The sequence below is a fragment of the Actinoplanes sp. NPDC051405 genome (assembly GCF_055586185.1).
The window spans coordinates 111100-133143 of sequence record NZ_JBVJIR010000015.1; the positions used below are offsets into that span (position 1 = coordinate 111100).

At 71.9% G+C, this 22044-nt stretch carries 19 protein-coding genes; 13 read left to right on the plus strand and 6 right to left on the minus strand.

Annotated features, from left to right (window positions below; all coding sequences use genetic code 11):
- Window positions 1-56: 56 nt before the first annotated feature.
- Together ACZ6S4_RS29665 and ACZ6S4_RS29670 are read right to left on the minus strand one after the other, a co-directional pair.
- Window positions 57-938 carry a universal stress protein gene (locus ACZ6S4_RS29665; RefSeq protein ID WP_465478063.1) on the minus strand — a complete coding sequence of 294 codons (882 nt, stop codon included), beginning with the start codon at window positions 936-938 and terminating at the stop codon, window positions 57-59.
- Window positions 935-2425 carry an amino acid permease gene (locus tag ACZ6S4_RS29670; protein WP_465478064.1) on the minus strand — a complete coding sequence of 497 codons (1491 nt, stop codon included), beginning with the start codon at window positions 2423-2425 and terminating at the stop codon, window positions 935-937. Before ACZ6S4_RS29670 ends, ACZ6S4_RS29665 begins: the two co-directional genes overlap by 4 nt.
- A gap of 369 nt (window positions 2426-2794) precedes the next feature.
- Between ACZ6S4_RS29670 and ACZ6S4_RS29675 the strand changes: the two genes are divergently transcribed.
- Genes ACZ6S4_RS29675 through ACZ6S4_RS29700 form a run of 6 tightly spaced genes read left to right on the plus strand, consistent with a single transcriptional unit; the run spans window position 2795 to window position 7548 of the window.
- Complete coding sequence (locus ACZ6S4_RS29675; RefSeq protein ID WP_465478065.1) at window positions 2795-3145, plus strand: STAS domain-containing protein; 351 nt, start codon at window positions 2795-2797, stop codon at window positions 3143-3145.
- Window positions 3146-3186: 41 nt separating this feature from the next.
- On the plus strand, window positions 3187-4212 hold the full coding sequence (locus ACZ6S4_RS29680; RefSeq protein ID WP_465478066.1) for an alpha/beta hydrolase: 1026 nt from the start codon (window positions 3187-3189) through the stop codon (window positions 4210-4212).
- Window positions 4213-4223: 11 nt separating this feature from the next.
- Window positions 4224-5459: an ATP-grasp domain-containing protein gene (locus tag ACZ6S4_RS29685; protein WP_465478067.1), complete on the plus strand. Its 1236-nt coding sequence runs from the start codon at window positions 4224-4226 to the stop codon at window positions 5457-5459.
- Window positions 5452-6735, plus strand: a complete 1284-nt coding sequence (locus ACZ6S4_RS29690) for a cytochrome P450 (protein ID WP_465478068.1) — start codon at window positions 5452-5454, stop codon at window positions 6733-6735. The genes ACZ6S4_RS29685 and ACZ6S4_RS29690 overlap by 8 nt, the downstream gene beginning before the upstream one ends.
- A 10-nt stretch (window positions 6736-6745) precedes the next feature.
- On the plus strand, window positions 6746-7069 hold the full coding sequence (locus tag ACZ6S4_RS29695; RefSeq protein ID WP_465478069.1) for an ArsR/SmtB family transcription factor: 324 nt from the start codon (window positions 6746-6748) through the stop codon (window positions 7067-7069).
- Window positions 7066-7548 carry an SRPBCC family protein gene (locus ACZ6S4_RS29700; protein WP_465478070.1) on the plus strand — a complete coding sequence of 161 codons (483 nt, stop codon included), beginning with the start codon at window positions 7066-7068 and terminating at the stop codon, window positions 7546-7548. The genes ACZ6S4_RS29695 and ACZ6S4_RS29700 overlap by 4 nt, the downstream gene beginning before the upstream one ends.
- 58 nt (window positions 7549-7606) lie before the next feature.
- Here the strand turns inward: ACZ6S4_RS29700 and ACZ6S4_RS29705 are convergent, their stop codons facing one another.
- Window positions 7607-8887 (minus strand): MFS transporter, encoded by a 1281-nt coding sequence (locus ACZ6S4_RS29705; protein WP_465478071.1) that lies wholly within the window; start codon window positions 8885-8887, stop codon window positions 7607-7609.
- A 94-nt stretch (window positions 8888-8981) separates the two neighbouring features.
- Between ACZ6S4_RS29705 and ACZ6S4_RS29710 the strand changes: the two genes are divergently transcribed.
- The 4 genes from ACZ6S4_RS29710 to ACZ6S4_RS29725 are packed head-to-tail and all read left to right on the plus strand — an operon-like array spanning window position 8982 to window position 13834.
- Entirely contained in the window at window positions 8982-9425 is a 444-nt protein-coding gene (locus tag ACZ6S4_RS29710; RefSeq protein ID WP_465478072.1) for a DUF5990 family protein, read from the plus strand.
- Window positions 9422-12703 (plus strand): DEAD/DEAH box helicase, encoded by a 3282-nt coding sequence (locus ACZ6S4_RS29715; RefSeq protein WP_465478073.1) that lies wholly within the window; start codon window positions 9422-9424, stop codon window positions 12701-12703. Before ACZ6S4_RS29710 ends, ACZ6S4_RS29715 begins: the two co-directional genes overlap by 4 nt.
- A complete protein-coding gene (locus ACZ6S4_RS29720) occupies window positions 12696-13427 on the plus strand; it encodes an SWIM zinc finger family protein (protein WP_465478074.1) in 732 nt (243 codons plus the stop codon). The genes ACZ6S4_RS29715 and ACZ6S4_RS29720 overlap by 8 nt, the downstream gene beginning before the upstream one ends.
- A gap of 8 nt (window positions 13428-13435) precedes the next feature.
- Window positions 13436-13834: a nuclear transport factor 2 family protein gene (locus tag ACZ6S4_RS29725; RefSeq protein WP_465478075.1), complete on the plus strand. Its 399-nt coding sequence runs from the start codon at window positions 13436-13438 to the stop codon at window positions 13832-13834.
- Between the two features lie 214 nt (window positions 13835-14048).
- On the opposite strand, the gene ACZ6S4_RS29730 is transcribed toward ACZ6S4_RS29725, so the two are convergent.
- From ACZ6S4_RS29730 to ACZ6S4_RS29740, 3 genes are all read right to left on the minus strand, one after another.
- The gene (locus tag ACZ6S4_RS29730; protein WP_465478076.1) at window positions 14049-15095 is read right to left on the minus strand and encodes an NAD(P)-dependent alcohol dehydrogenase; all 1047 of its coding nucleotides are present in this window, start codon (window positions 15093-15095) and stop codon (window positions 14049-14051) included.
- A gap of 256 nt (window positions 15096-15351) precedes the next feature.
- On the minus strand, window positions 15352-15708 hold the full coding sequence (locus tag ACZ6S4_RS29735; RefSeq protein WP_465478077.1) for a DUF4440 domain-containing protein: 357 nt from the start codon (window positions 15706-15708) through the stop codon (window positions 15352-15354).
- Window positions 15709-15770: 62 nt separating this feature from the next.
- On the minus strand, window positions 15771-16466 hold the full coding sequence (locus ACZ6S4_RS29740; RefSeq protein WP_465478078.1) for a peptidoglycan DD-metalloendopeptidase family protein: 696 nt from the start codon (window positions 16464-16466) through the stop codon (window positions 15771-15773).
- 449 nt (window positions 16467-16915) lie between these two features.
- Here ACZ6S4_RS29740 and ACZ6S4_RS29745 point away from each other — a divergent pair, with 449 nt between their 5' ends.
- The 3 genes from ACZ6S4_RS29745 to ACZ6S4_RS29755 are packed head-to-tail and all read left to right on the plus strand — an operon-like array spanning window position 16916 to window position 22043.
- A complete protein-coding gene (locus ACZ6S4_RS29745; protein ID WP_465478079.1) occupies window positions 16916-18502 on the plus strand; it encodes a pectate lyase family protein in 1587 nt (528 codons plus the stop codon).
- 17 nt (window positions 18503-18519) lie between these two features.
- Window positions 18520-21027 carry a pectate lyase family protein gene (locus tag ACZ6S4_RS29750; RefSeq protein ID WP_465478080.1) on the plus strand — a complete coding sequence of 836 codons (2508 nt, stop codon included), beginning with the start codon at window positions 18520-18522 and terminating at the stop codon, window positions 21025-21027.
- Window positions 21024-22043 carry a pectate lyase family protein gene (locus tag ACZ6S4_RS29755; protein ID WP_465478081.1) on the plus strand — a complete coding sequence of 340 codons (1020 nt, stop codon included), beginning with the start codon at window positions 21024-21026 and terminating at the stop codon, window positions 22041-22043. Before ACZ6S4_RS29750 ends, ACZ6S4_RS29755 begins: the two co-directional genes overlap by 4 nt.
- The last annotated feature ends 1 nt before the right edge of the window (window position 22044 follow it).

The following is a 22044-nucleotide window of genomic DNA, read 5'->3' on the forward strand; positions in this document are numbered from 1 at the left end:
AGGTATGAGCCCGGGCCGCCCAGCGGGAGCGCTCCGCGGGCGGCCCGGGACATCTCTCAGCCGCTGCGCGGGACCACCACGACCGGCCGCCGGGCCCGGCGCACCAGCCGCGCCGAGACCCCGCCGAGCAGCACCCGCCGGGCCGGCCCGTACCCGCGGGAGCCGCAGAAGAGCACGTCGACGTCGTCCAGGTCGGCGAGCGACTCCACCACGTCACCGGTCCGGACCTCCCAGTCCGCCTCGACCCCGGCGACCGCCTCCGCCGCCCGGCTCAGCGACAGCTCGTAGGTCTCCCGGGCGGTGTCCAGGAACGCGTGCTCGGCGTCCTGGCCGACCAGGAACGGCAGCGTCGCGTCGGCCTCCGCGACGACCGTGTACAGCCGCAGCGGGCTCCCCGTACGCTTCGCCAGCCGCGCGGCCGTCTCGAGCGCCGCGCGGCCGTCCGGCGTGTCCACGTACGCGACGCCGATGCGGCCCAGCGTGCCCGGCGCGATCTCCATCCCGGCCGGGGCGACCGCGATCGGGCAGTGGCTGCCGGCCAGCAGCCGGTCGGCCGTGCTGCCGGCGAAGAGCCGGTGCTTGGGCCCCGAGCGGCCCGAGCCGACCACGATGGTGTCCGCCGACAGCTCCTCGGCGAGGTCGTGCAGGCCGTGCGCCGCCGAGGTGGAGGCGACGACCCGGTAGGTGACGCCGCCGCTGTCGCCGCCGAGCACGGACCGGGCCTGGTCCAGCACCGCCTCGGCGGCCCGGTGCCGGTCGGCGACCCATTCGGCATCCACCCGGCCCGAGCCGAGCGCGGACGGCGCCGGGTGCACCACGGCCACCACGAGCGGCGCGCCCAGCGTCGTCGCCGCCCACCGGCCCAGCGTCAGCGCGTCCTCGGCGGAGGGGCCGCCGTCCACCCCGACGATGACCGGGGCGACAGCCGGGGCGGTCACCGCGGGTCTCCGGGCGGCGGCGTCTCCGGCGTGGTGTCGCGGGCCCAGCTCGGCGTCCCGCCGTCGTCCGGGCGGGCGGTGCGCAGCTTGGAGTGGCGGTAGCCGTACAGGAAGTAGATGGCCAGGCCGGCGGCCAGCCAGACGATGAACCGGATCCAGGTGCTCAGCGGCAGGTCGGACATCAGGTACACGGCGAACAGCACGCCGAGGATCGGCAGCAGCGGCGACCACGGCACCCGGTACGGCCGCGGCATCTCCGGCCGGGTCCGGCGCAGGATGATCACGCCGACGTTGACCAGGACGAACGCGAACAGCGTGCCGATGTTGACGAGCTTGACGATCTCGGACAGCGGCACCAGCGCGGCGAGGATCGAGATCAGCACGCCGAGGCCGATGGTGAGCCGGGCCGGGGTGCCGTACCGCTGGTTGACCACGGCGAAGCGTTGCGGCAGCAGGCCGTCGCGGCACATGGCGAAGAAGATGCGGGTCTGGCCGTACAGGATGACCAGCACCACGCTGGTGATCGCGACGACCGCGCCCAGCGCCAGGATCGACGCCGCCCAGCTGATCCCGGCGCCCTGGTCCAGGGCCGCGGCCAGGGGCGCGTCGGTGGCCTCGAGCTGCGCCGGGCTGGCGATGCCGATGGCGCCGACCGCGGTCAGCACGTAGAAGATCGTGCAGATGATCAGCGAGCCGATGATCGCCAGGGGCAGGTCCTTGGCCGGGTTGCGGGCTTCCTCGCTGCCGGTGGAGACCGCGTCGAAGCCGATGTACGCGAAGAAGATGATCGCGGCCGCCGCGGTGACCCCGTCGACGCCGCTCGGGGCGAACGGCTGGAAGTTGCCGGTGCCGAAGTTGAACAACGCCACCACGATGAAGAACAGCAGCACCGCCAGCTTGACGCCGACCATCACCAGGTTGACCCGGGCGCTCTCGGTGACGCCCCGCACCAGCAGGGCGGTGATCGCCAGCACGATGAAGACGGCGGGCAGGTTGAAGATGCCGCCGTCCTCGGGTGACTTGGCGATCGCGTCCGGCAGGGCCACCCCGAACGCCGAGTCGAGGAAGGCGTTGAGGTTGCCGCCCCAGCCGACCGCGATGGCGGCCACCGAGACCCCGTACTCCAGGATCAGGTCCCAGCCGATGATCCAGGCCACGATCTCGCCCAGGGTCGCGTACGTGTAGGTGTACGCGCTGCCGGAGACCGGGATGGACGACGCCAGCTCGGCGTAGGACAGCGCGGAGAACGCGCATGCCACCGCGGCGAGCACGAAGGAGAGGATCACCGCCGGGCCGGCCACGCCGGCCCCCTCACCGATGACCACGAAGATGCCGGTGCCGATGATGGCGCCGACGCCCATGGCGGTCAGCTGGGTGGCGCCGACGGCCTTCTTCAGGCCGTGGCCTTCCTCGGTGGTCTCGGAGACGAGCGACCGGACATCGCGGATCGCGAAGATCCCCGGCCTTCGGTTCGAGCCTGTGACCATGCTTGGCCCACCCTCCACATGCCTCGGCGGCCGCGTGGAGACCGCCGTCGTGGACACCTCCCCGGCCGCGCCCCGGGAGTGGCCGGATGCGAGCGGGTGCATCGGTGACCACCGCTGTCACCGTGGCCGCTCACCTGCGGAAACCGCAAGATGATCTGCATGATGTGGCGAACTTGCCCGCTCAGGTTGCTCTTTGCCTTTCGTGATGGGTGGCGCTGCTGCTCTTTGCGCCTCGCGGTGGGTGACGTCGCCATGACGCTCGGCGCACCGGCTGTCCGCTCGGCGCACGGAAACGTCCGGCAGCCTGCGAGGTGAACGGCGGGCGTTGTAGCGTGGGCCCACGGGTAACCGGGTGCGGAGGGCGAGACCATGGGCGAGGCCGTGATGACCACGCGGCGGCAGTCGGACGGCGCGATCGTGGTCGACGTGCGCGGCTCGCTGGACGCGGCCACCGTGGACGCGCTGCGGCACGCGCTGGTCAGCACCCTGCACGCCGAGCGCCCGGTCTCGATGATCGTCGATCTCACCTTCGTGACGTTCATGGATTCGATGGGCGTCGGCGCGCTGGTCTCCGGCTACAACGCCGCGCGCGAGACCGGCAGCCGGTTCGTGCTGCGCAACCCCAGCGAGTTCGTGCACCGCCAGCTGCGGATCACCGGCCTGGCGGAGATGTTCGGGTTGCCGTCGGCGTCGCCGGGCCCGCAGACATACACCCCCTGAGACTGCTGCAGGGCGGGCCGTCGGCCGGTTATGGTGCCGTCATGGAAGCGGCGGTCGGGGCGTGGTGCGACGGCACCGAGGTCTGCTTCCGGCTCCAAGATCACGAGCACCGGCTGGTCGCCGTCCGGCTGCGGTCCGGCGTGGCCGCCGGCGACTTCACCTACGACGGCGAGAGCCGCACCTGGCAGCTGCGCCTGCCCCGCCCGGCCGTGCAGCGCATCGAGTACCAGCTCGAACTGGGCCACGGCGACGGCAGCACCGAGACCGTCGCCGATCCGGACAACCCGCGGCGCGAGGGCGACGGCTCGGTCCTGTGGTGCCCCGGTTACCGCGAGCCCGGCTGGCTGCACCAGCCGCAGGCCACCGGTCAGTGGCGCGACGTCTACCTGCCGCTGCCGACACTGCACGGCGAGATGGTGGCCCGGATCTGGTCGCCGGACACGGCCACCGACCGGGTGCTGGTCGCCCACGACGGGCCCGACTACCACCGGTACGGCGACCTGGGCCGTTACACCGCGGCGATGATCGGGGCGGGTCGCGTGCCGCCGTACCACCTCGTGCTGCTGCCGCCGGGGGAACGCTTCGAGTGGTATTCGGCGAGTCCCGCGTACGCCCGGGCCCTGGCGCGTGACGTGCTGCCCAAACTCGCCGCCGAGCTCGGCACCGACCGGCCGGTGCTCGGCGCCGGCGCCAGCCTCGGCGCCCTGGCGATGCTGCACGCCCAGCGCCGCCACCCGCAGCGCTTCGCCGGGCTGTTCCTGCAGTCCGGCAGCTTCTTCCAGCCCCGCTACGACCGGCAGGAGTCCGGCTTCCGGCGCTACCTGCGCATCGTCCGGTTCACCGGCCGGGTGTTGCGCGCCCCCTCGTTCGCGAGCCCGGTTCCCGCGGTCATCACCTGTGGTGCGGTGGAGGAGAACCTGGCGAACAATCGCGACATGGCGGCGGCACTGGGCCGCCAGGACTACCCGGTCAGCTTCACCGAGGTCCCCGACGCGCACAACTGGACCGGCTGGCGCGACGCCCTCGACCCGCACCTGACCACGTTGCTGCAGACAGTGTTCCATTAACGGGAGGCGCCATGGCCGACGTCGAGCACACCATCGGACTGCTGCTGGGCACCGAGGACGACTGGCCGCGGGCGTACGAGGCGTTGCTGCGCCGCGTCGGAGTGGTCAGCGACGCGCAGGGCCGCACTCACCGCACCCGCAGCGTGCGGGTCACCATCGAGCCGTTCAACCTGCGCGACTCGCCGAAGCACGACCTGGTCATCGACCGGCTGGCGTACTGGTACTACCACCCGCGCGAGTGGCTCAAGAAGATCGCGCTGATGGACGACGTGTACCTGCTGAACAGCCCGTTCACCTTCCAGTCGATGGAGAAGCACGCCGCGTACTGCGCGATGCTGCGGCTCGGGCTCAAGGTGCCGGAGACCGTGCTGGTGCCGTTCAAGAACCCGCTGGACAACTCCCGGTACGCCTACACCTCGGCGCGCTACAACCAGCCGTTCGACCTGGAGGCGCTGGCCGAGTCCGTGGGCTACCCGATGTACATGAAGCCGTACGACGGCGGGGCCTGGGTCGGCGTCTCCAAGATCCGCAACGTGGCGGAGCTGCACGCGGCGTACGACGCGTCCGGGGAGCGGCTCATGCACCTGCAGGCGGCCGTCGAGGACTACGACGTGTTCGCCCGTTCGCTGACCATCGGCCCGGAGACCATGGTCATGAAGTTCCGGCCCGAGCTGCCCATGCACGAGCGCTACGCGGTGGACCACAACTTCCTCAGCCCCGCGGTGGGCGACGAGGTCGTCACCATCTCGCGGCTGGTCAACGCGTTCTTCCGGTGGGAGTTCAACAGCTGCGAGTCGCTGGTCAAGGGCGCCGAGGTGCACCCCATCGACTACGCCAACGCCTGCCCCGACGTGGCGGTGACCTCGCTGCACTACTACTTCCCGTGGGCGATGTCGGCCCTGCTGCGCTGGACGATCTACTGCGTCGTCACCGGGCGCAAGCCGCGGCTGGACACCGACACCGCGGAGTACTTCACCATCGCCGACGACCCGTCGCTGGACTACGGGCAGAAGCTCGCCCGCTACCGCCGGCTCGCCGACGACTACTTCGAGACCGAGCGGTACGAGGAGTTCTGCGCCAAGTACCTGGGCCACGTCGACGAGATGGTCGCCGACTGGGTCGGTTCGGAGGAGTTCCGCTCCCTGCTGCGCGAGACGGTCCGGGCGATGTACCCGCCGCACGAGCACGAGCGCTTCCTCGGTCACTTCAACGGCCTCATCGACGCCTGGCTGCGCGACCATGGCTGAGCTGCGCCGGGCCGTCGCGTTCGCCGCCGGGCTCTACCGCAGCCGGCTCGACTTCGCCTACCACGGCTACGTGCGGCGCGACCCGATGTCGCTGCTGCACCTGCGGCCCGGGCGCGACGACCCGTACGCGATCTACCGCGGCATGCCCCGCTTCGGCCCCACCCGGATCGGCAACTGGGTGACGACCAGCCACGCGATCTGCGACACCGTGCTGCGGGACCGGCGCTTCGGGGTGCGCGCCGCCGACCTGATGGCCGCGCCGAAGGCCACCGACGAGTTCGACATGTCGTTCCTCGACAAGAACCCGCCGGACCACACCCGGCTGCGGCGCCTGGCCCAGCCGGCGTTCAGCCCGAAGCAGATGGCCGGCTACCGCCCGCTCGTCGAGCGCACGGTCGACGAGCTGCTCGACCGGGTCGGGCCGGGACGGGAGTTCGACCTGGTGTCCGCGTACGCGGCGCCGCTGCCGATCCAGGTCATCACCGCCCTGCTGGGCGTGCCGGACGTGGACGCGGACCGCTTCGCGCGCTACGGCACGGTCATCGCCAGTGCCCTGGACGGCGTGCACTCGTTGTCGCACGCCGCCCGTCTGCAAGCCGCGAACCGTGAGTTGCGCGAGCTGTTCGAGAGCCTGTTCGCGTTGCGCCGCCGCGAACCGGCCGACGACCTGGTCAGCCGGATCGTGGCCGCCGAGGGCGACAAGATCCGGCCGCACGAGATGGTCCCGATGTGCAATCTGCTGCTGGTGGCCGGCTTCGAGACCACGGTCAACCTGGTCGGCAACGCGGTCAACGCGCTGCTCGCCCATCCGGAGCAGTGGGCGGCCCTGTGCGCCGACCCCGCCGGGCTGGCCGGGCCCGCGGTGGAGGAGACACTGCGCTACGACCCGCCCGTGCAGCGCACCGCCCGCTGCGCCCTGGAGGACGTCGACCTGGACGGCCACCTGGTGCGGCGCGGCCAGTACGTGGTCACGCTGATCGGTGCCGCCAACCGTGACCCGGAGGCCTTCCCCGACCCCGACACGTTCGACATCCGGCGCGAGCAGACCGCCGATCACCTGGCCTTCTCCAGCGGGATCCACTACTGCGTGGGGCAGCCGCTGGCCCGGCTGGAGGCGGAGATCGCCCTGCGCCGCCTCGCCGAACGCCTGCCGGACCTGCACCGCACCGGACCGCTGCGGCGGCGCGTGTCCAGCATCGTCCGCGGCCCCATCCACTTCCCGGTCCGTAGCGGCGCCCGCACCCGCCCCTTGACGGGGGCCGTCGGTAAGTCGTAGCTTTCCGTTCGTGGCTACTTACCAAGCGGAGGACGGCTGGGACGCGTTGGGCGATCCCAGCAGGCGCGCCATCCTCGAGTGCTTGGCCGTACGGCCCCGTGCCGTCGGGGAGCTCGCCGACGAGCTGCCGATCAGCCGGCCGGCCGTCTCCCAGCACCTGAAGGTGCTCAAGGACGCCGGGCTCGTCACCGATCGCGCGGCCGGCACCCGCCGGGTCTACCGGCTCAACCCGGCCGGCGTGGGTGCGCTGCGCGATCAGCTCGAGACGTTCTGGACCCGCGCGCTGGAGGGCTATCAGGACGTCGCCGACCAACCGACCGAGGAGACGTCATGACCGAGACAGCTGAGCAGGTGGTCCGCCGGCAGATCGTCGTGCAGGCACCCATCGAACGCGCGTTCACCCTGTTCACCGAACGCTTCGGCGACTTCAAGCCGAAGGAGCACAACCTGCTGGGGGCGCCGATCGTCGAGACCGTGTTCGAGGCCAAGCCCGGCGGGCACATCTACGACCGGGCCGCCGACGGCAGCGAGTGCCGCTGGGCGCGGGTGCTGGCCTGCGACCCGCCGGACCGGGTGGTCTTCAGCTGGGACATCAGCCCGCAGTGGCAGCTCGAGACCGACCCGGAGCACGCCAGCGAGGTGGAGGTCCGCTTCGTCGCCGAGACCCCGCAACGCACCCGGGTCGAGCTGGAGCACCGCCACCTCGACCGGCACGGCCCCGGCTGGGAATCCGTCCGCGACGGCGTGGCCCACGACGAGGGCTGGCCGCTCTACCTGAGCCGCTACGCCGCCCTGATCGACCAGGACGCCTGAGGGGCGTCTCCGGGGATCATGGGCGGCCCGCGGCGGGTCCATGATCCCCGAGACGCGCTCAGCCCGGCCCGCCGGCGGCGGCGGGGCGCCGCCGGGTGGTGGCGTACAAGGCGAGCAGCAGCAGCGACAGCACGATCAGCGCCGGGCCGAGGACCTGCGCGCCCATCCCGTCGATCAGCACCCCGACGCCGGCCGGGATGAGCGCGCCGCCGAGGCCCGACGCGCCGATCTGCACGCCGATCGTCCGGTCGGCGTGCAGCGACCCGACCCGGTCCGCGGTGGTCAGCGTGAGCAACGGGAACACCGGCGCCGCCGCGAAGCCGATGACCATCAGGCCGGCCACCGCCAGCCAGCCCGGGCCGGGCAGCGCCACCAGCACCGACCCCGCCACCAGGCCGAGCAGGCTGCCGACCAGGATGCGGGTGGTGCCGGCGCGCTCGACGATGAACCCCTGCACGACCCGGCCGACGAACAGGCTCGCCCAATACGCCGACACGCAGATGCCGGCGACCGTCGCGCTGATCCCACGCTCGCCGGTGAGGAACAGGAACGCCCACAGCCCGGCGCTGATCTCCAGTGCGACATAGACGGCGAAGGCCGCCGCACTGATCCACACCGCGGGGATCGCCAAAGTCACGGCGATCCGCGTCGGCTTGGGTGCCGTGCTGCCCGCCCCGGCGTCCGCCGCCTGCTCCGCGGTGGTGGGCCGGGTGCGGTGCTGGGCCCAGGAACGGCGGGTCAGGGCGAACGCGATCGCGAGCAGCGCCTGGCCGGAGGCGACGATCCCGTAACCCCAGTGCCAGGACAGCCCGCCGCTGAGCACGGCGGTCATGATCAGCGGCCCGATGGCGACCCCGAGACCGAAGAACGCGTGCAGCCAGTTCATGTGGCGGGGCCCGAACGCGCCGGCCGCGTACGCGTTGAGCCCGGCGTCGATGGCCCCGCCCCCGAAACCGGCGATCAGGGCACAGGGGACCAGGAAAGCGAAGGCCGGCGAGATCGCGTAACCGGCCAGCGCCAGACTCGCCAGCGCGGTGCTGACCGCGAGGAGCGGGCCGACCCCGAGGCGCGCGATGCTGAAGCCGGCCGCGACGCTGGAGACCAGGTAGCCGGCCGTACCGGCGAACAGCAGCAGGCCGACGGTGTCGGTGCCGACCCGGAACTCCGTGGCCATCGACGGCCAGCCGACCCCGAGCAGACCGTCCGGCAGGCCGAGGCTGATGAAGGCGAAATAGGCCAGCACCAGCACCGACATGCGAACAACCGGCGCCGCGCCGGGCGCCCCGGCCGGCGTCGGCGGAAGGGCATCGGCAGCGGCGTCGGGCGGCAACGAGGTCACCGGGCCATGGTGGCATGCGAGCGAGCCCGCGCGATGCCCCACGGTGATCGGCGCCGCGGCGGAATTGTCGGGGGGTCGGCCTAGAGTTCAGGACGTGCATATCCGGATCGAGGGCAGCGACCTGCCCGGGCGCCGCACCGGCGCGCAGGCCGACGAGCTGCGGCTGAGCAACGTGCAGGTCGGCGTGCAGCGCAAGCAGGAGGTCGTCGAACGGATCAGCGCCACCGCGGCCGCCGCGGTCTGGGAGTTCGAGGTCACCAGCCGCGAGGTCGACGGCCTGCTCGACGTCGCCGGGCCCTACGTGCACGGCCGGCCCGGGGCCCGCTTCCTCTACCTGAGCTGGGGCGCGGTGCACGGCGAGACCTTCGCGGGATTCCGGCGGGCCAAGCTGATGTTCGGAGACATACCCACGCCGCTGCTGCGCGCGGCGCACGACAACGACGGCACGCTGGTGGCCCGGCTGGGCCTGACCGACGCGGCGGGCGGTCCACGCTGCGCCCGGGTACGCCCACCCGACATCACCTGGCAGCTCGCATGACGGCACCCGGGGCCGAAGGGGTCACGGTCCTGCACGGCTTCATCGCCCGCGACGGCACCCTCTGCCTCTGGGCCGAAACCGACCACGCCCCGCCGGATGCGGATCCGGAGGGCGGCCACGCCTTCCCGGGCACCGCCTCTGAGACCGACCACGCCCCGTCGGGCGCAGATTTGGAGGGCGGCCACGCCTTTCCGGGCGCCGTCTCTGAGACCGACCACGCCCCGTCGGGCGCAGATTTGGAGGGCGGCCACGCCTTTCCGGGCACCGCCTCTGAGACCGACCACGTCGCGGAGTGCGGCGGTCTTTCGGTGGGCGTGGTGCCCGCGACAGCCTCGCCGGCTGTCGATTCCGGGCGTGGCTCCACAACAGCGCAGCGGCGTTCCGGGGCCAAGCGGGCGCGGCCGCGTGGGGCCGCGCACGAGCACGGTTTCGCCCTGCCACTGGCCGGGCCGGGGCGGACCGCGACGCTGGTGCTGCCGTCCACGAGCGCCGGGCCGCTGCCCTCGCCGCAGCTCGGGCTGCCGCCGCGACGGGGCGAGCCCCGCCTGCGGGCCTGGTCCGTGCCGGCGGTCACCGTGCCGTTCGTGACCGACGACCTCGCCGACGAATACGGCGGTCGCGCCGCCCCCTCGTTCAGCTACCTCGCCGAGGTCTGTGCGTTCGCCGCCTCGCTCGTCGCCCGCGGCCGGGTCCTGCCCGGCGTGCTGCGTGACGGCCCACGCCCCCGCGCGGTCTGGCGGCCGGTGCTCTCCGGGGCCGACGCCGCCCGGCACGCCGACCTGCTGCGCCGCATGCCGGCCGCCTGCCGGGCCGAGCGCGCCCGCCCCGGAGACGTCGACGGGCTGCCGGCCGCCGACACCCTGCACGCCGCGTTGCACCGGCTCGTCGACGGGCTGGTCCGCACCCGGCTCGCCGAGACCGGGGTGTCCCTCGACGGTGCCGCCTGGCTCACCGCCCTGGCCGCCGAGCCTGAGTTCGACGCGCGGCCCGGCGAGCTCGATCCGCTCACCGACGCCCTCGACGCCTGGCATGCCGAGGCCACCAGCGGCGCCGCCGTACGGCTCTGCTTCCGGCTCACCCACCTGGACGACCTGGAGCCGGAGGAGCCCGACGCCACCGGCACCCCCGAGCCGGTCGCGGCCGAGGACGCCTGGCTGCTCGAGTTCCTGTTGCAGCCGCTGGACGAGCCGAGCCTGCTGGTCACGGCCGAGGACGTGTGGCGCGACCGCAGTGCGCCGCTGCGGCGCTGGACCCATCACCCGCATGAGCGGCTGCTCGCCGGGCTCGGCCGGGCCGCCCGGCTGTTCGGCGATCTCGACGCCGCCCTGCGCGTGGCCCGGCCGGCCGAGCTGGTCCTCGACACCGAGGGCGCGCACCGCTTCCTGAGCCACGCCACCCTGCTCGAACAGGCCGGTTACGGCGTCCTGCTGCCCGCCTGGTGGCGCGAGCCGCAGAACCTCGGACTGGCGCTGGAGGTCCGCCCCCGCGACGAGACCGCCCCGGTGCTGCGTGACGACGCCGCCGATCTGGCCACCATGGTCAGCTACAACTGGGGTCTCGCGCTGGGCGGGCGCACGCTGACCGAGGACGAGCTGGCCGAGCTGGCCCGCGTCAAGGTGCCGCTGGTGAAGCTGCGCGGCCGGTGGGTGTATCTCGACCCGGAACGGCTGCGGGCCGGGCTCGAGTTCCTGCGCCGCGGCGGTGGCACGATGACCGCCGGGGAGGCGCTGCGCCTGATCCGGCTGTTACCGCCCGAGGAGCTGCCCCTTCCGGTGACCGCCTTCGGGGGCAACGGGTGGCTGGCCGACCTGCTCTCCGGGCGGCTGGGGGAGCGGCTGGAGTTGCTGGAGCCGCCCGCGGGGCTGGCCGGTGAGCTGCGGCCGTACCAGTTGCGGGGTTTTTCCTGGCTGGCGTTCCTGGACGGGCTGGGGGTGGGCGCCTGCCTGGCCGACGACATGGGCCTGGGCAAGACGGTCCAGCTGCTGGCGCTGCTGCTGCACCGCGGGGGCGGGCCGACGCTGCTGATCTGCCCGCTGTCGGTGCTGGGCAACTGGCAGCGCGAGGCCGCCCGGTTCGCGCCCGGGCTGCGGGTCCGGGTGCTGCACGGCGCCGATCGGCCCGAGCCGGCCGAGCTGCTCGACGGTGCGGATGTGGTGCTGACGACGTACGCGATCGCCGCCCGCGATGCCGACCAGCTGGCCGCCGTGGCCTGGGACCGGGTGGTTCTGGACGAGGCGCAGCACATCAAGAACAGCGCGGCGGGCGTGGCCAGGGCCGTCCGCCGCTTCCCGGCGCGGCACCGGGTCGCGCTCACCGGCACCCCGGTGGAGAACCGCCTGGCCGAGCTGTGGTCCATCCTGGACTTCCTCAACCCCGGGCTGCTGGGCAACGCACACACGTTCCGCGCCCGCTATGCGGTCCCGATCGAGCGGTACGCCGACGAGGACGCCGCCGCCCGCCTGCGCCACGCCACCCGGCCGTTCATGCTGCGCCGGGTCAAGGCCGACCCCGCCGTCATCCAGGATCTGCCGGACAAGCGGCACACCCGGCACCTGTGCGGGCTGACCGTCGAGCAGGCCACCCTCTACCAGGCGGTGCTCAACGAGATGAGCGAGCGGCTCAAGGAGGAGACCGAGATCCGCACCAAGGGCATCGTGCTGTCCGCGATGACCAAGCTCAAACAGGTGTGCAACCATCCGGCGCAGCTGCTCGGCGACGGTTCCCCGCTGCCCGGGCGCTCCGGCAAGCTCGAACGGCTGGAGGAGATCCTCGACGCCGCCCTGGCCGACGGGGAGAGCGTGCTGTGCTTCACCCAGTTCGCCCGCTTCGGCGCGATGCTGGTGCCGCACCTGGCCGCCCGGTTCGCCGTACCGGTGCGGTACCTGCACGGCGGCACGCCGCGCCGCGAGCGGGACGCGATGGTGGCGGCGTTCCAGGCCGACCGCCGCCCCGGCATCTTCGTGCTGTCGCTGAAAGCGGGCGGCACCGGCCTCAACCTGACCGCCGCCAACCACGTCGTGCACGTCGACCGCTGGTGGAACCCGGCCACCGAGACCCAGGCGACCGACCGGGCGTTCCGCATCGGCCAGCACAAGGACGTCCAGGTGCACACCCTCGTGTGCCTCGGCACCCTGGAGGAACGCATCGACCGGCTGATCACCGACAAGGGTGTACTGGCCGAGCGGGTGGTCGGCAACGGCGAGGGCTGGCTGACCGGCCTGAGCACCGACGACCTGCGATCGCTGCTCGCACTGTCCCCGGAGGCCGTCGGTGAGTGACCGTTTCTCGGCGCCGTTCATCGCCATGTTCGAGTCCCTGCGGATGGCGCCGACGTTCGCCCGCGGCCGCCGCGATGCCCGGGCCGGGCACGTCCGGCACCTGGCGGTCTCCGGCAGCCTGGTCGCGGCGCAGGTGCGCGGCCCGGACGACCCGGCGGCGTTCCGGTCCCGGATCGCGGTCCGGGCCTTCGGCGCCGCGGAATGGGCCCGGATCGAGGACGACCTGGCGGCCCAGGCCCGGTACGTGGCCGACCTGCTCGCCGGGCGCATGCCGGACGACATCGACGCGGTGTTCACCCGGGCCGGGCTGACCCTGCTGCCGTTGTCGCTGGACGAGGTGGCGATGGACTGCTCCTGCGAGCGCTGGCCGATGCCGTGCGTGCACCTCGCCGCGACCTTCTACGCGCTCGCCGAGTCGTTCGAGACCGACCCGTTCGGTGCTTTCACCTGGCGGGGCCGCGGCCGTGACGAGTTGCTGACCCGGCTCAGCCAGCTGCGCGGCACGACAACCCCCGAGCCGGAGCCGGCGGAGGAGGCGGCGGATGCGGGTCTCGGCGAGATCGCCGACTTCTGGGGCGGCGCCACCACGACCATGACCCTCCCGGTCCCCGACGCCGGCCGGCCCGACCTGCTGCTGGATCAGCTCGACCCGCCGCCGCTGCGCCCGGGCGGCGAGCCGCTGATCGAGGCGCTGCGCCCCGCGTACCGGGCGCTGCCGGGATAGCCTGGAGAGTGAGCCAGACGCAGAAAAAAATCTTCGAACGGTATCTGTCCGCCGGCGCGATCCGGCGTGACCCCGACGCGGTCGCGGCGCTGTTCACCGACGACGGCATCTACGAGGCGCCGCTGCTGCCGCCCGGTCATCCGCTGCCGCGCCGCCTGGCCGGCCGCGGGGAGATCCGCGACGGGATCGGTGCCTACCACCGGTATCCGGCGTTCGAGGTCACTGTGGACTTCGAGCGGTCCGGCTACGTCCTGCACGACACGGCGGATCCTGATGTCTTCATCGTCGAGATCGACACTGTGCTGGTGACACCGGCGGGGGAGCGGACGACGATGTCGCTGGTGCAGATCTTCCGGGTCCGGGACGAGCTGATCGTTCGGCTCCGGGACTACTTCGCGCCGAGCTGACCGCTCGACGGCCTGCGCGCAGCCGGCCCGGCCATCGACCGGGCCGGCCATCGACCGGCCGCGCGCAGCCGGCCCGGCCATCGACCGGGCCGGCCATCGACCAGGCCGGCTGCGGCGAGCGGGCCGACTGCGGCGAGCGGGCCGGCTGCGGCGAGCGGGCCGGCTGCGGCGAGCGGGCCGGCTGCGGCGGGCGGGCCGGCTGCGGCCAGTGGGATCAGGCGAAGGTCGCCGCGTCGATGACGAAGCGGTAGCGCACGTCGGAGTTCACGACCCGCTCGTACGCCTCGTTGATCTGCTCGGCCGGGATGGTTTCGATCTCCGCCCCGATGCCGTGCTCGGCGCAGAAGTCGAGCATCTCCTGAGTCTCCCGGATCCCGCCGATCGTCGAGCCCGCGAACGCGCGCCGCTTCGGGATCAGCGAGAAGACCTGCAGCGACAGCGGCTTCTCCGGTGCGCCCACGTTGACCATCGTGCCGTCCACGGCCAGCAGCGACAGATACGCGTCCAGGTCGAGCGACGAGCTCACGGTGTTGATGATCAGGTCGAACGAGTCCGCCAGCTCGGTGAACGTGTCCGGGTCGGAGGACGCGTAGTAGGCGTTGGCGCCCAGGCGCAGGCCGTCCTCCTGCTTCTTCAGCGACTGGGACAGGACCGTCACGTCCGCACCCATGGCGTGGGCGATCTTCACGGCGACGTGGCCGAGCCCGCCCAGGCCGACGACGGCGACCTTCTTGCCGGGGCCCGCCTGCCAGTGGCGCAGCGGCGAGTACGTGGTGATGCCCGCGCACAGCAGCGGCGCGGCGACGTCGAGCTCGAGGCTGTCGGGGATGCGGACGACGAACCCCTCGGTGACGACGATGCTCTGCGAGTAGCCGCCCTGGGTCGGCTGGCCGTCCTTGCCGACGCCCGCGTACGTGCCGACGTTGCCGTTGGCGCAGTGCTGTTCCTCGCCGGCGGTGCAATACCGGCACTCGCCGCAGGAGTCGACCATGCAGCCGACGCCGACGCGGTCACCGACGGCGTACTTGGTCACCTCGGCGCCGACCTCGGCGACGATCCCAGCGATCTCGTGCCCGACCACGATCGGGTACGTGGTCGGCCCCCACTCGCTGCGCGCGGTGTGGATGTCCGAGTGGCAGATGCCGGCGTACTTGATGTCGATCCGGACGTCGTGCGGGCCGACGTCGCGGCGCTCGATCGTCGTCGGCGCCAGCGGCTCGGTGGCCGACGGGGCGGCGTATGCCTTCACGGTGGTGGTCACGGTTCTCCTCGGTGTTCCGGTGCTTTGCGTCCAGGTAACCGCCGGCCGTCCGGATGTGGGAGGGCCTGACGATGGGGGTACTGGTGGAACCTCTCAGCGCGGCCCGGCCCGGCACAGCGTCCGGGCGGAACACCGCCCCCGGGTGCAGGTGCCCGCCCGAGGTCCCGTTATGCCTGTCGGAGGAGTACCGCGACGGAGATGCGACGGGACCACGACGAGAGCTTCAAGATCATACCTCGGGCGCTGGACGAAGAGGTCAGCCCAGCGAGCTGTACTGGACGGCGGCCAGCTTCCAGGCGCCGGCCTGCCGCACCCACACGTGGCTGACCCGGACGGTCAGGTCGATGGGCGTGCCCCGCCAGGTGGCCCGGCACCGCTGCACGCCGCGGACGATCGCGGTGCCGTCGTAGTGCCGGACGTCCGTTTCGGAATTGTCGACGGCGAGGAACCGGAAATCGTCGTGGCGGGCGATCCACTGCTTTTTGTCGAGCACGTATCCCTGTTCGCCGATGGACCGGAAATCGTCGGCCAGCAGCGATTCCAGCCGGCCGGTGTCGCCGCGTAGTTCCGCGTCGTCGAATGCGGCCCGCAGGGCCAGGATCTCGTCCGTCATGACTTTTCCTCGGGTCCGGGCCAGGCCGCCGCGGCAGCGCGTCAACGGGCCACCCTGGCGGCTCAGGCGGGGAGGTCCCCGGCCACCGGTTCGACGATCTCGGACTCGTGCGGGACGCCCTGTGCGACCAGGACCGGGGTGGCGCCGGGCCGGCGGTGGGCGCGATATTCTCCGAACGCCATGGGTACGCCGCGCGCGGTGAACGGATCCACGTTGTCCATGACCTGGATGTGCAGGTGCGGCTGGAGCGAGTTGCCGGAGTTGCCGCAGTGGCCGAGCGGCTCGCCGGTGTCGACCTCGTCACCCGGTCCGACCTGGATCGAGCCGGCCCGCAGGTGGGCCAGGACCACGTATCGCCGTTGGTCGCGAAGTTCCAGGATCACGTGGTTGCCGGCGATGGCCCCCGCGCCCTGCCGCGCCCGGGCCGCCTGGGTCACCGCGTAGGCCACGCGGGTCAGCTGCGAGCGCCGCGCCTCGTGGTCCGGCTCGCCGTCGTGGACCGCGACGACCGTGCCCGCGGCGGGGGCGAGGATCGGCAGGCCGAACGCGTAGAACCGGTCCGGCGGTTCCGTGGCCACGAGCGTGCGCCAGTCGCGTACGCCGGCCGTCCGCCGTCCCCGCACGGCGACGAAGTCCATCGCGTAGGTCGTGGCGAACAGGTGGGTGCCGTGGCTGGGCACCCGCCGGGCCGGGCTGTTGCGCGCCAGCCAGGTGCCCCGGAACGGCAGCGTGAGGGTGACCTGGTCGAGATCGGACATGCGCATTCCCCCGGGTTCGCGGATCGTTCACCGTACCGGTGGGGCGCGCCGTCCGCGGTGCAAACGTTTGCGGTAAAGCGGCCCTGCTATTTGGCGCAAAGCGGCTCAGAGCGGGGCAGTCCGGTTGACGTCCGGGCCGCCCAGGGGGTTTAGTTCGGCGCAAAGGTTTGCCGCGCACCAGGGAACCCCGGTGCAAACAACCGAAGAGCGGCCCGGGCGCAAACCGGACCGAAAGCTTTCTTCTCGACCGTACGGCCGTCGGGCCGATGAATGCCGCGCCTGTCGCATGCAACAGACCTGCATATCGGCGGCATTGACTCCCGACGATGAACTTACCTATGTTTTTCGTAGACGTTTCGTCGACGTTTCGGTCAATTGATCGCGCCAATTCCCTCCACCATCTGTCGTCACTCGGGGATCGCGTACGCCCCTGAAACGGAGAATTCGCCATGCCCAGGAATCCCCTGCTGGCCACCGCTGTCGCGGCCGCCCTGACCGTCATGGTCGCGCTCGCCGGCACGAATGCCGCTTTCGCCGACGCGTTCTTCGGCGACACGTTCGACGACGGCGACGCCAACGGCTGGACGAAGACCGGCGGCAGCTGGTCAGTCGTCACCGACGGCTCACCGGCCTACCGGCAGGCCAGCACGGGCGCCAACGCCAAGACCCAGACCGGCGATCTGGCCTGGTCCGACTACACCGTGCGGGCCCGGGTCAAGCCGACCGCCTTCGCGACGCCCGCCCGATCGGCCGGCATCACCGCCCGCGGCACCACGATGAGCAGCTACTACGCGCTGGTGCTGACCGGCGGCGGCGCGGCGCAGTTGCAGCGCGTCGCGAACGGCACGGTCACCGTGCTGGGCTCCGCGGCCGTCGGCGTCACCACCGGCACCTGGTACGACCTCGCCCTGCGAGTCACCGGCTCCACCCTGGCCGGCTCCGTGAACGGCGCCCAGGTCGTGCAGGCGAGCGACACGACCTTCTCCTCGGGCCGGATCGGGCTGGTCACCTCGTACGCCGCCGCCTCGTTCGACGACGTGGTGGTCGAGACCCCGGCGCCGGGCCCCGACCCGACCGGCTCGACCCCGCCGACCACGCCGCCCGACCCCGGCTCGTGCCGGGTCGCCGGAGCACCGACCGGCTTCGCGGCGGTGAACGCCTGGGGCCGGGCCACCACGACCGGCGGAGCGGGCGGTGCCACCATCGCGGTCGACACGGCCGCCGAGCTGCTCGGCGCCATCGCCCGGCCCGAGCCGCTGACCATCTGCGTGAGCGGCACGATCACCCTGCCGGCCGGCATGTACGACGTGGCGTCGCACAAGTCGATCATCGGCGTGGGCGCCACCGCGGGCATCACCGGCGGCGGCTTCACCATCGGCCTGCCGGTCTCCGCGGTGACCACACCGCCGGCCGACGCCGTGCAGAACGTCATCATCCAGAACCTGTCGTTCCGCCAGGCCAGTGACGACTCCATCAACGTGCAGATGTTCTCGCACCACGTCTGGATCGACCACAACGACCTGGCGCAGGGCTACGACGGCCTGATCGACATCAAGCGCGGCTCGTCGTACGTGACCGTTTCGTGGAACCACACCCACCACCACACCAAGAACATGCTGCTGGGTCACGACGACAACAACGGGGCGCAGGACACCGGACGGCTGAAGGTCTCCTACCACCACAACTGGTTCGACGCGACGCCGCAGCGCAACCCGCGGGTCCGCTTCGGTGAGCCGGTCCACGTCTACAACAACTACTACTTCTACAACACCGACACCGGTGTGGCCTGCCAGAACAACGCGGGCTGCCTGGTCGAGGGCAACTACTTCGAAAACGTCGAGGAGCCCGTGACCAACACGTATGCGGGGCCCGCGGGCCGGTGCGTCGCCCGCAACAACGTCTTCGTCGGGGAGTCGGGTGCCCCGGACTGCTCCGGCACGGTGCAGGAGGCCAGCGCGTACTACGCGTACACGCTGGACGACCCGAACGCCGTCAAGGCCATCGTCACCGCCGGCGCCGGCGTCGGCCGCATCTGATGTCAGGAGGAACGCACATGCCATCCACAAGAGCCCGGTACGGGCTGTACACCGTGCTCGCCGCGGCGGTCGCCGCGCTGACGCTGGTGCTGGGCCTGACCGGCAGCGCCCAGGCCGCGACCCTGTTCACCGACGACTTCAACGACGGCAACGCCACCGGGTGGACCACCAACGGCGGCAGCTGGTCGGTCGCCACCGACGGGTCCGGGGTGTACCGCCAGGGCGGGACCGGCGCTGACGCCCGGGCCCTGGCCGGCACGGCGAGCTGGACCGACTACTCCGTGCAGGCCCGGGTGAAGCCGACCGCCTTCAACGGCAGCAACCGCTTCGCCGCCGTGCTGGCCCGGGTGCAAAGCAGCACCAGCTACTACTACCTGGCCCTGCGCTCCAACAACACCGTGGAGCTCAAGCGCCTGGAGGGCGGCTCGTCGACCACGCTGGACACCGCGTCGCTCACCGTCACCGCCGGGACCTGGTACACCGTACGGCTCGACGTCACCGGCAGCACGCTGCGCGGTTACGTCAACGGCGCGCTGGTCGCCGAGGCCACCGACAGCCGCTGGAGCAGCGGACGGATCGGCGTCGCGACCTTCTACACCGCCGCCGACTTCGACGACGTGCAGGTCAGCACGGGCGCCGTGGTGGACCCGAGCGGCACGCCGAGCACTCCGCCGACCGACCCGACCGAGCCGCCGCCCGGGCCGAACGCGGCCGACGGCTGGGCCTCGGTCGACGCCTGGGGCCAGAACGGCACCAGTGGCGGCGCCGGCGGCCCGACCGTCACCGTCTCCACCGCCTCGGCCTTCCTGGCCGCGATCGCCCAGGCCGGGCCGCTGGTCATCCAGGTGCAGGGCACGCTCGCCCTGCCCGGCCCGATGCACGACGTGACCTCGGACAAGACCATCGTCGGGCTCGGCTCGTCGGCCACCCTCACCGGCGGTGGCCTCACCATCGGCCTGCCGATCGACAACGCGGTCACCGCGCCGCCGGCCAACGCCGTGCACAACATCATCATCCGCAACCTGACCTTCCGGGACTGGGCGGACGACGCGATCAACGTGCAGATGTTCTCGCACCACATCTGGATCGACCACAACACCTGGACCACCGGGGCGGACGGCGGCGTGGACGTCAAGCGCGGCTCGTCCTACGTGACGATCTCGTACAACCACGCCGACGGCACCGACAAGAACATGCTGCTCGGCCACGACGACAACAACGCCGCGCAGGACGTGGGCCGGCTCAAGGTCTCCTACCACCACAACTGGTTCGACGCGACCAACCAGCGCAACCCGCGGGTCCGCTTCGGGGATCAGGTGCACGTCTACAACAACTATTACAACGACACCGCGAACTACGGTGTGGCGTCCACTGAGGACGCCGGGGTCATCGTCGAGGGCAACGCGTTCGAGAACGTCGACGACCCGTACCACCTCGGTGAGGCGTCCTCCGGACCGGGCCGGATCGTCGCCCGGGACAACTGCTTCGTCAACTCGGGCACGCCGCAGGCCGGTGGCAGTGTCACGCCGGTGCCGTACGCGTACACCTTGTTGCCGTGCGCCCAGGTCAAAGCCGCCGTCACCGCCCAGGCGGGGGCCGGCAACGCCGGCAATCCGACCCCGCCGCCGAGCACTCCCACCCCGACGCCCACCGATCCGAGCCCGCCGCCGGCACCGGCGGACGGCCTGATCGGCTGGGCCACCCAGAACGGCGGTACGAGCGGCGGCGCCGGCGGGCAGACCGTCACCGTCACCACCGGCCAGGCCCTCGCCGACGCGCTGGAGTCGTCGTCACCGCTGATCATCCGCGTGCAGGGCACGCTGACCATGCCTGACAAGATGAACGACGTCCGGTCGAACAAGACGGTGCTGGGCAACGGCTCGGCGGTGCTGGACAACGGGCTGAACATCAGCGGCGCCACGAACGTCATCGTCCGTAACCTCACCTTCCGCGGCTGGGACGACGACGCGGTCAACGTGCAGGGCTCCCGCAACGTCTGGATCGACCACAACACGTTCGACGGCGGCTACGACGGCGCTCTCGACATCAAGCGCGAGTCGGACTTCGTGACCGTCAGCTGGAACCGGGTCATGAACCACACCAAGAGCATGCTGCTCGGCCACGACGACGGTCACACCGCCGATCGCGGCCACCTGCGGGTCACCTACCACCACAACTGGTTCGACGGCAGCCGCGAACGGCACCCGCGGGTCCGCTTCGGTGACCCGGTGCACGTGTTCAACAACTACTACAACGGCGCCGACTACGGGGTGGCCTCGACGATGGGCGCCGGGGTGCTCGTGGAGAGCAACTACTTCGAGAACGTCACTCGTCCGACCGCCGTCGGCTACGCCGAATCCGGACCGGGAGACCTGGTGCAGCGCGACAACGTCTTCGTCAATTCCGGTACGCCGGAGAGCGCGGGCGACGTCGCAGCCATCCCGTACGAGTACGCCCGCGACGCCGCGTCCGGTGTCAAGGCGAGCGTCACCGCCGGGGCCGGAGCCGGACGGATCGTCCCGTGAGGGCCCGTCTGCTGGCCGCCGCTACTCTGGCTGCCACTGCCCTGGCCGCGGTAGCCGTCGTGCAGGTGCCGTCCGCGCAGGCCGCGGCGGCACCCGCCACGGCGGACGGTTTCGCGAGCGTCGCCGGCCACGGCCACGGCACCACCACCGGAGGCGCCGGCGGCCCGACCGTCACCGTCTCCACCCCGGCGGCCTTCCTGGCCGCGATCGCGCAGCCCGGGCCCCTGATCATCCAGGTGTCCGGCGCGATCACCCTGCCCGCCGGCTCCCGCGACGGCATGCACGACGTCACCTCGGACAAGACCATCGTCGGGCTCGGGTCCACCGGTGCGCTGGTCGGCGGCGGTCTCAACATCGGCCTGCCGGTCGACGACGACCTCACCACACCGCCGGCCAACGCCGTGCACAACATCATCATCCGCAACCTGCGGCTCACCGGCGCCACCGACGACCTGATCAACGTGCAGATGTTCAGCCACCACGTGTGGATCGACCACAACGACTTCTCCGACGGCGACGACGGCGCGCTCGACATCAAGCGGGGCTCGGACCTGGTGACCGTGTCGTGGAACAGGTTCCACGACCACGACAAGACGCTGCTGCTCGGCCACGACGACGACAACGGCGCCCAGGACGCCGGCCGGTTGCGCACCACCTACCACCACAACTACTTCGACGGCTCCGATCAGCGCAACCCGCGGGTCCGCTTCGCGCCCGTGGTGCACGTCTACAACAACTACTACCGGGACAACAGCTACGGCGTCGCGTCCACCAACGACGCGGGCCTGTTCGTGGAGGGCAACTACTTCCTCAGCGTCAACAACCCCGGCCGGGTCGACTTCAGCGGCCCGCTCGGGCGGATGGTCCAGCGCGACAACATCCTCGTGGAGTGCAACCACGCGATCGAGGTGCGGGGCACGGTAACGGATCCGCGGACCTTCTACGCCTACACGGCGGACAGCGCGTCCAGCGTACCCACGATCGTGCCGGCGGGCGCCGGCACCGGGAAGGTGTGAC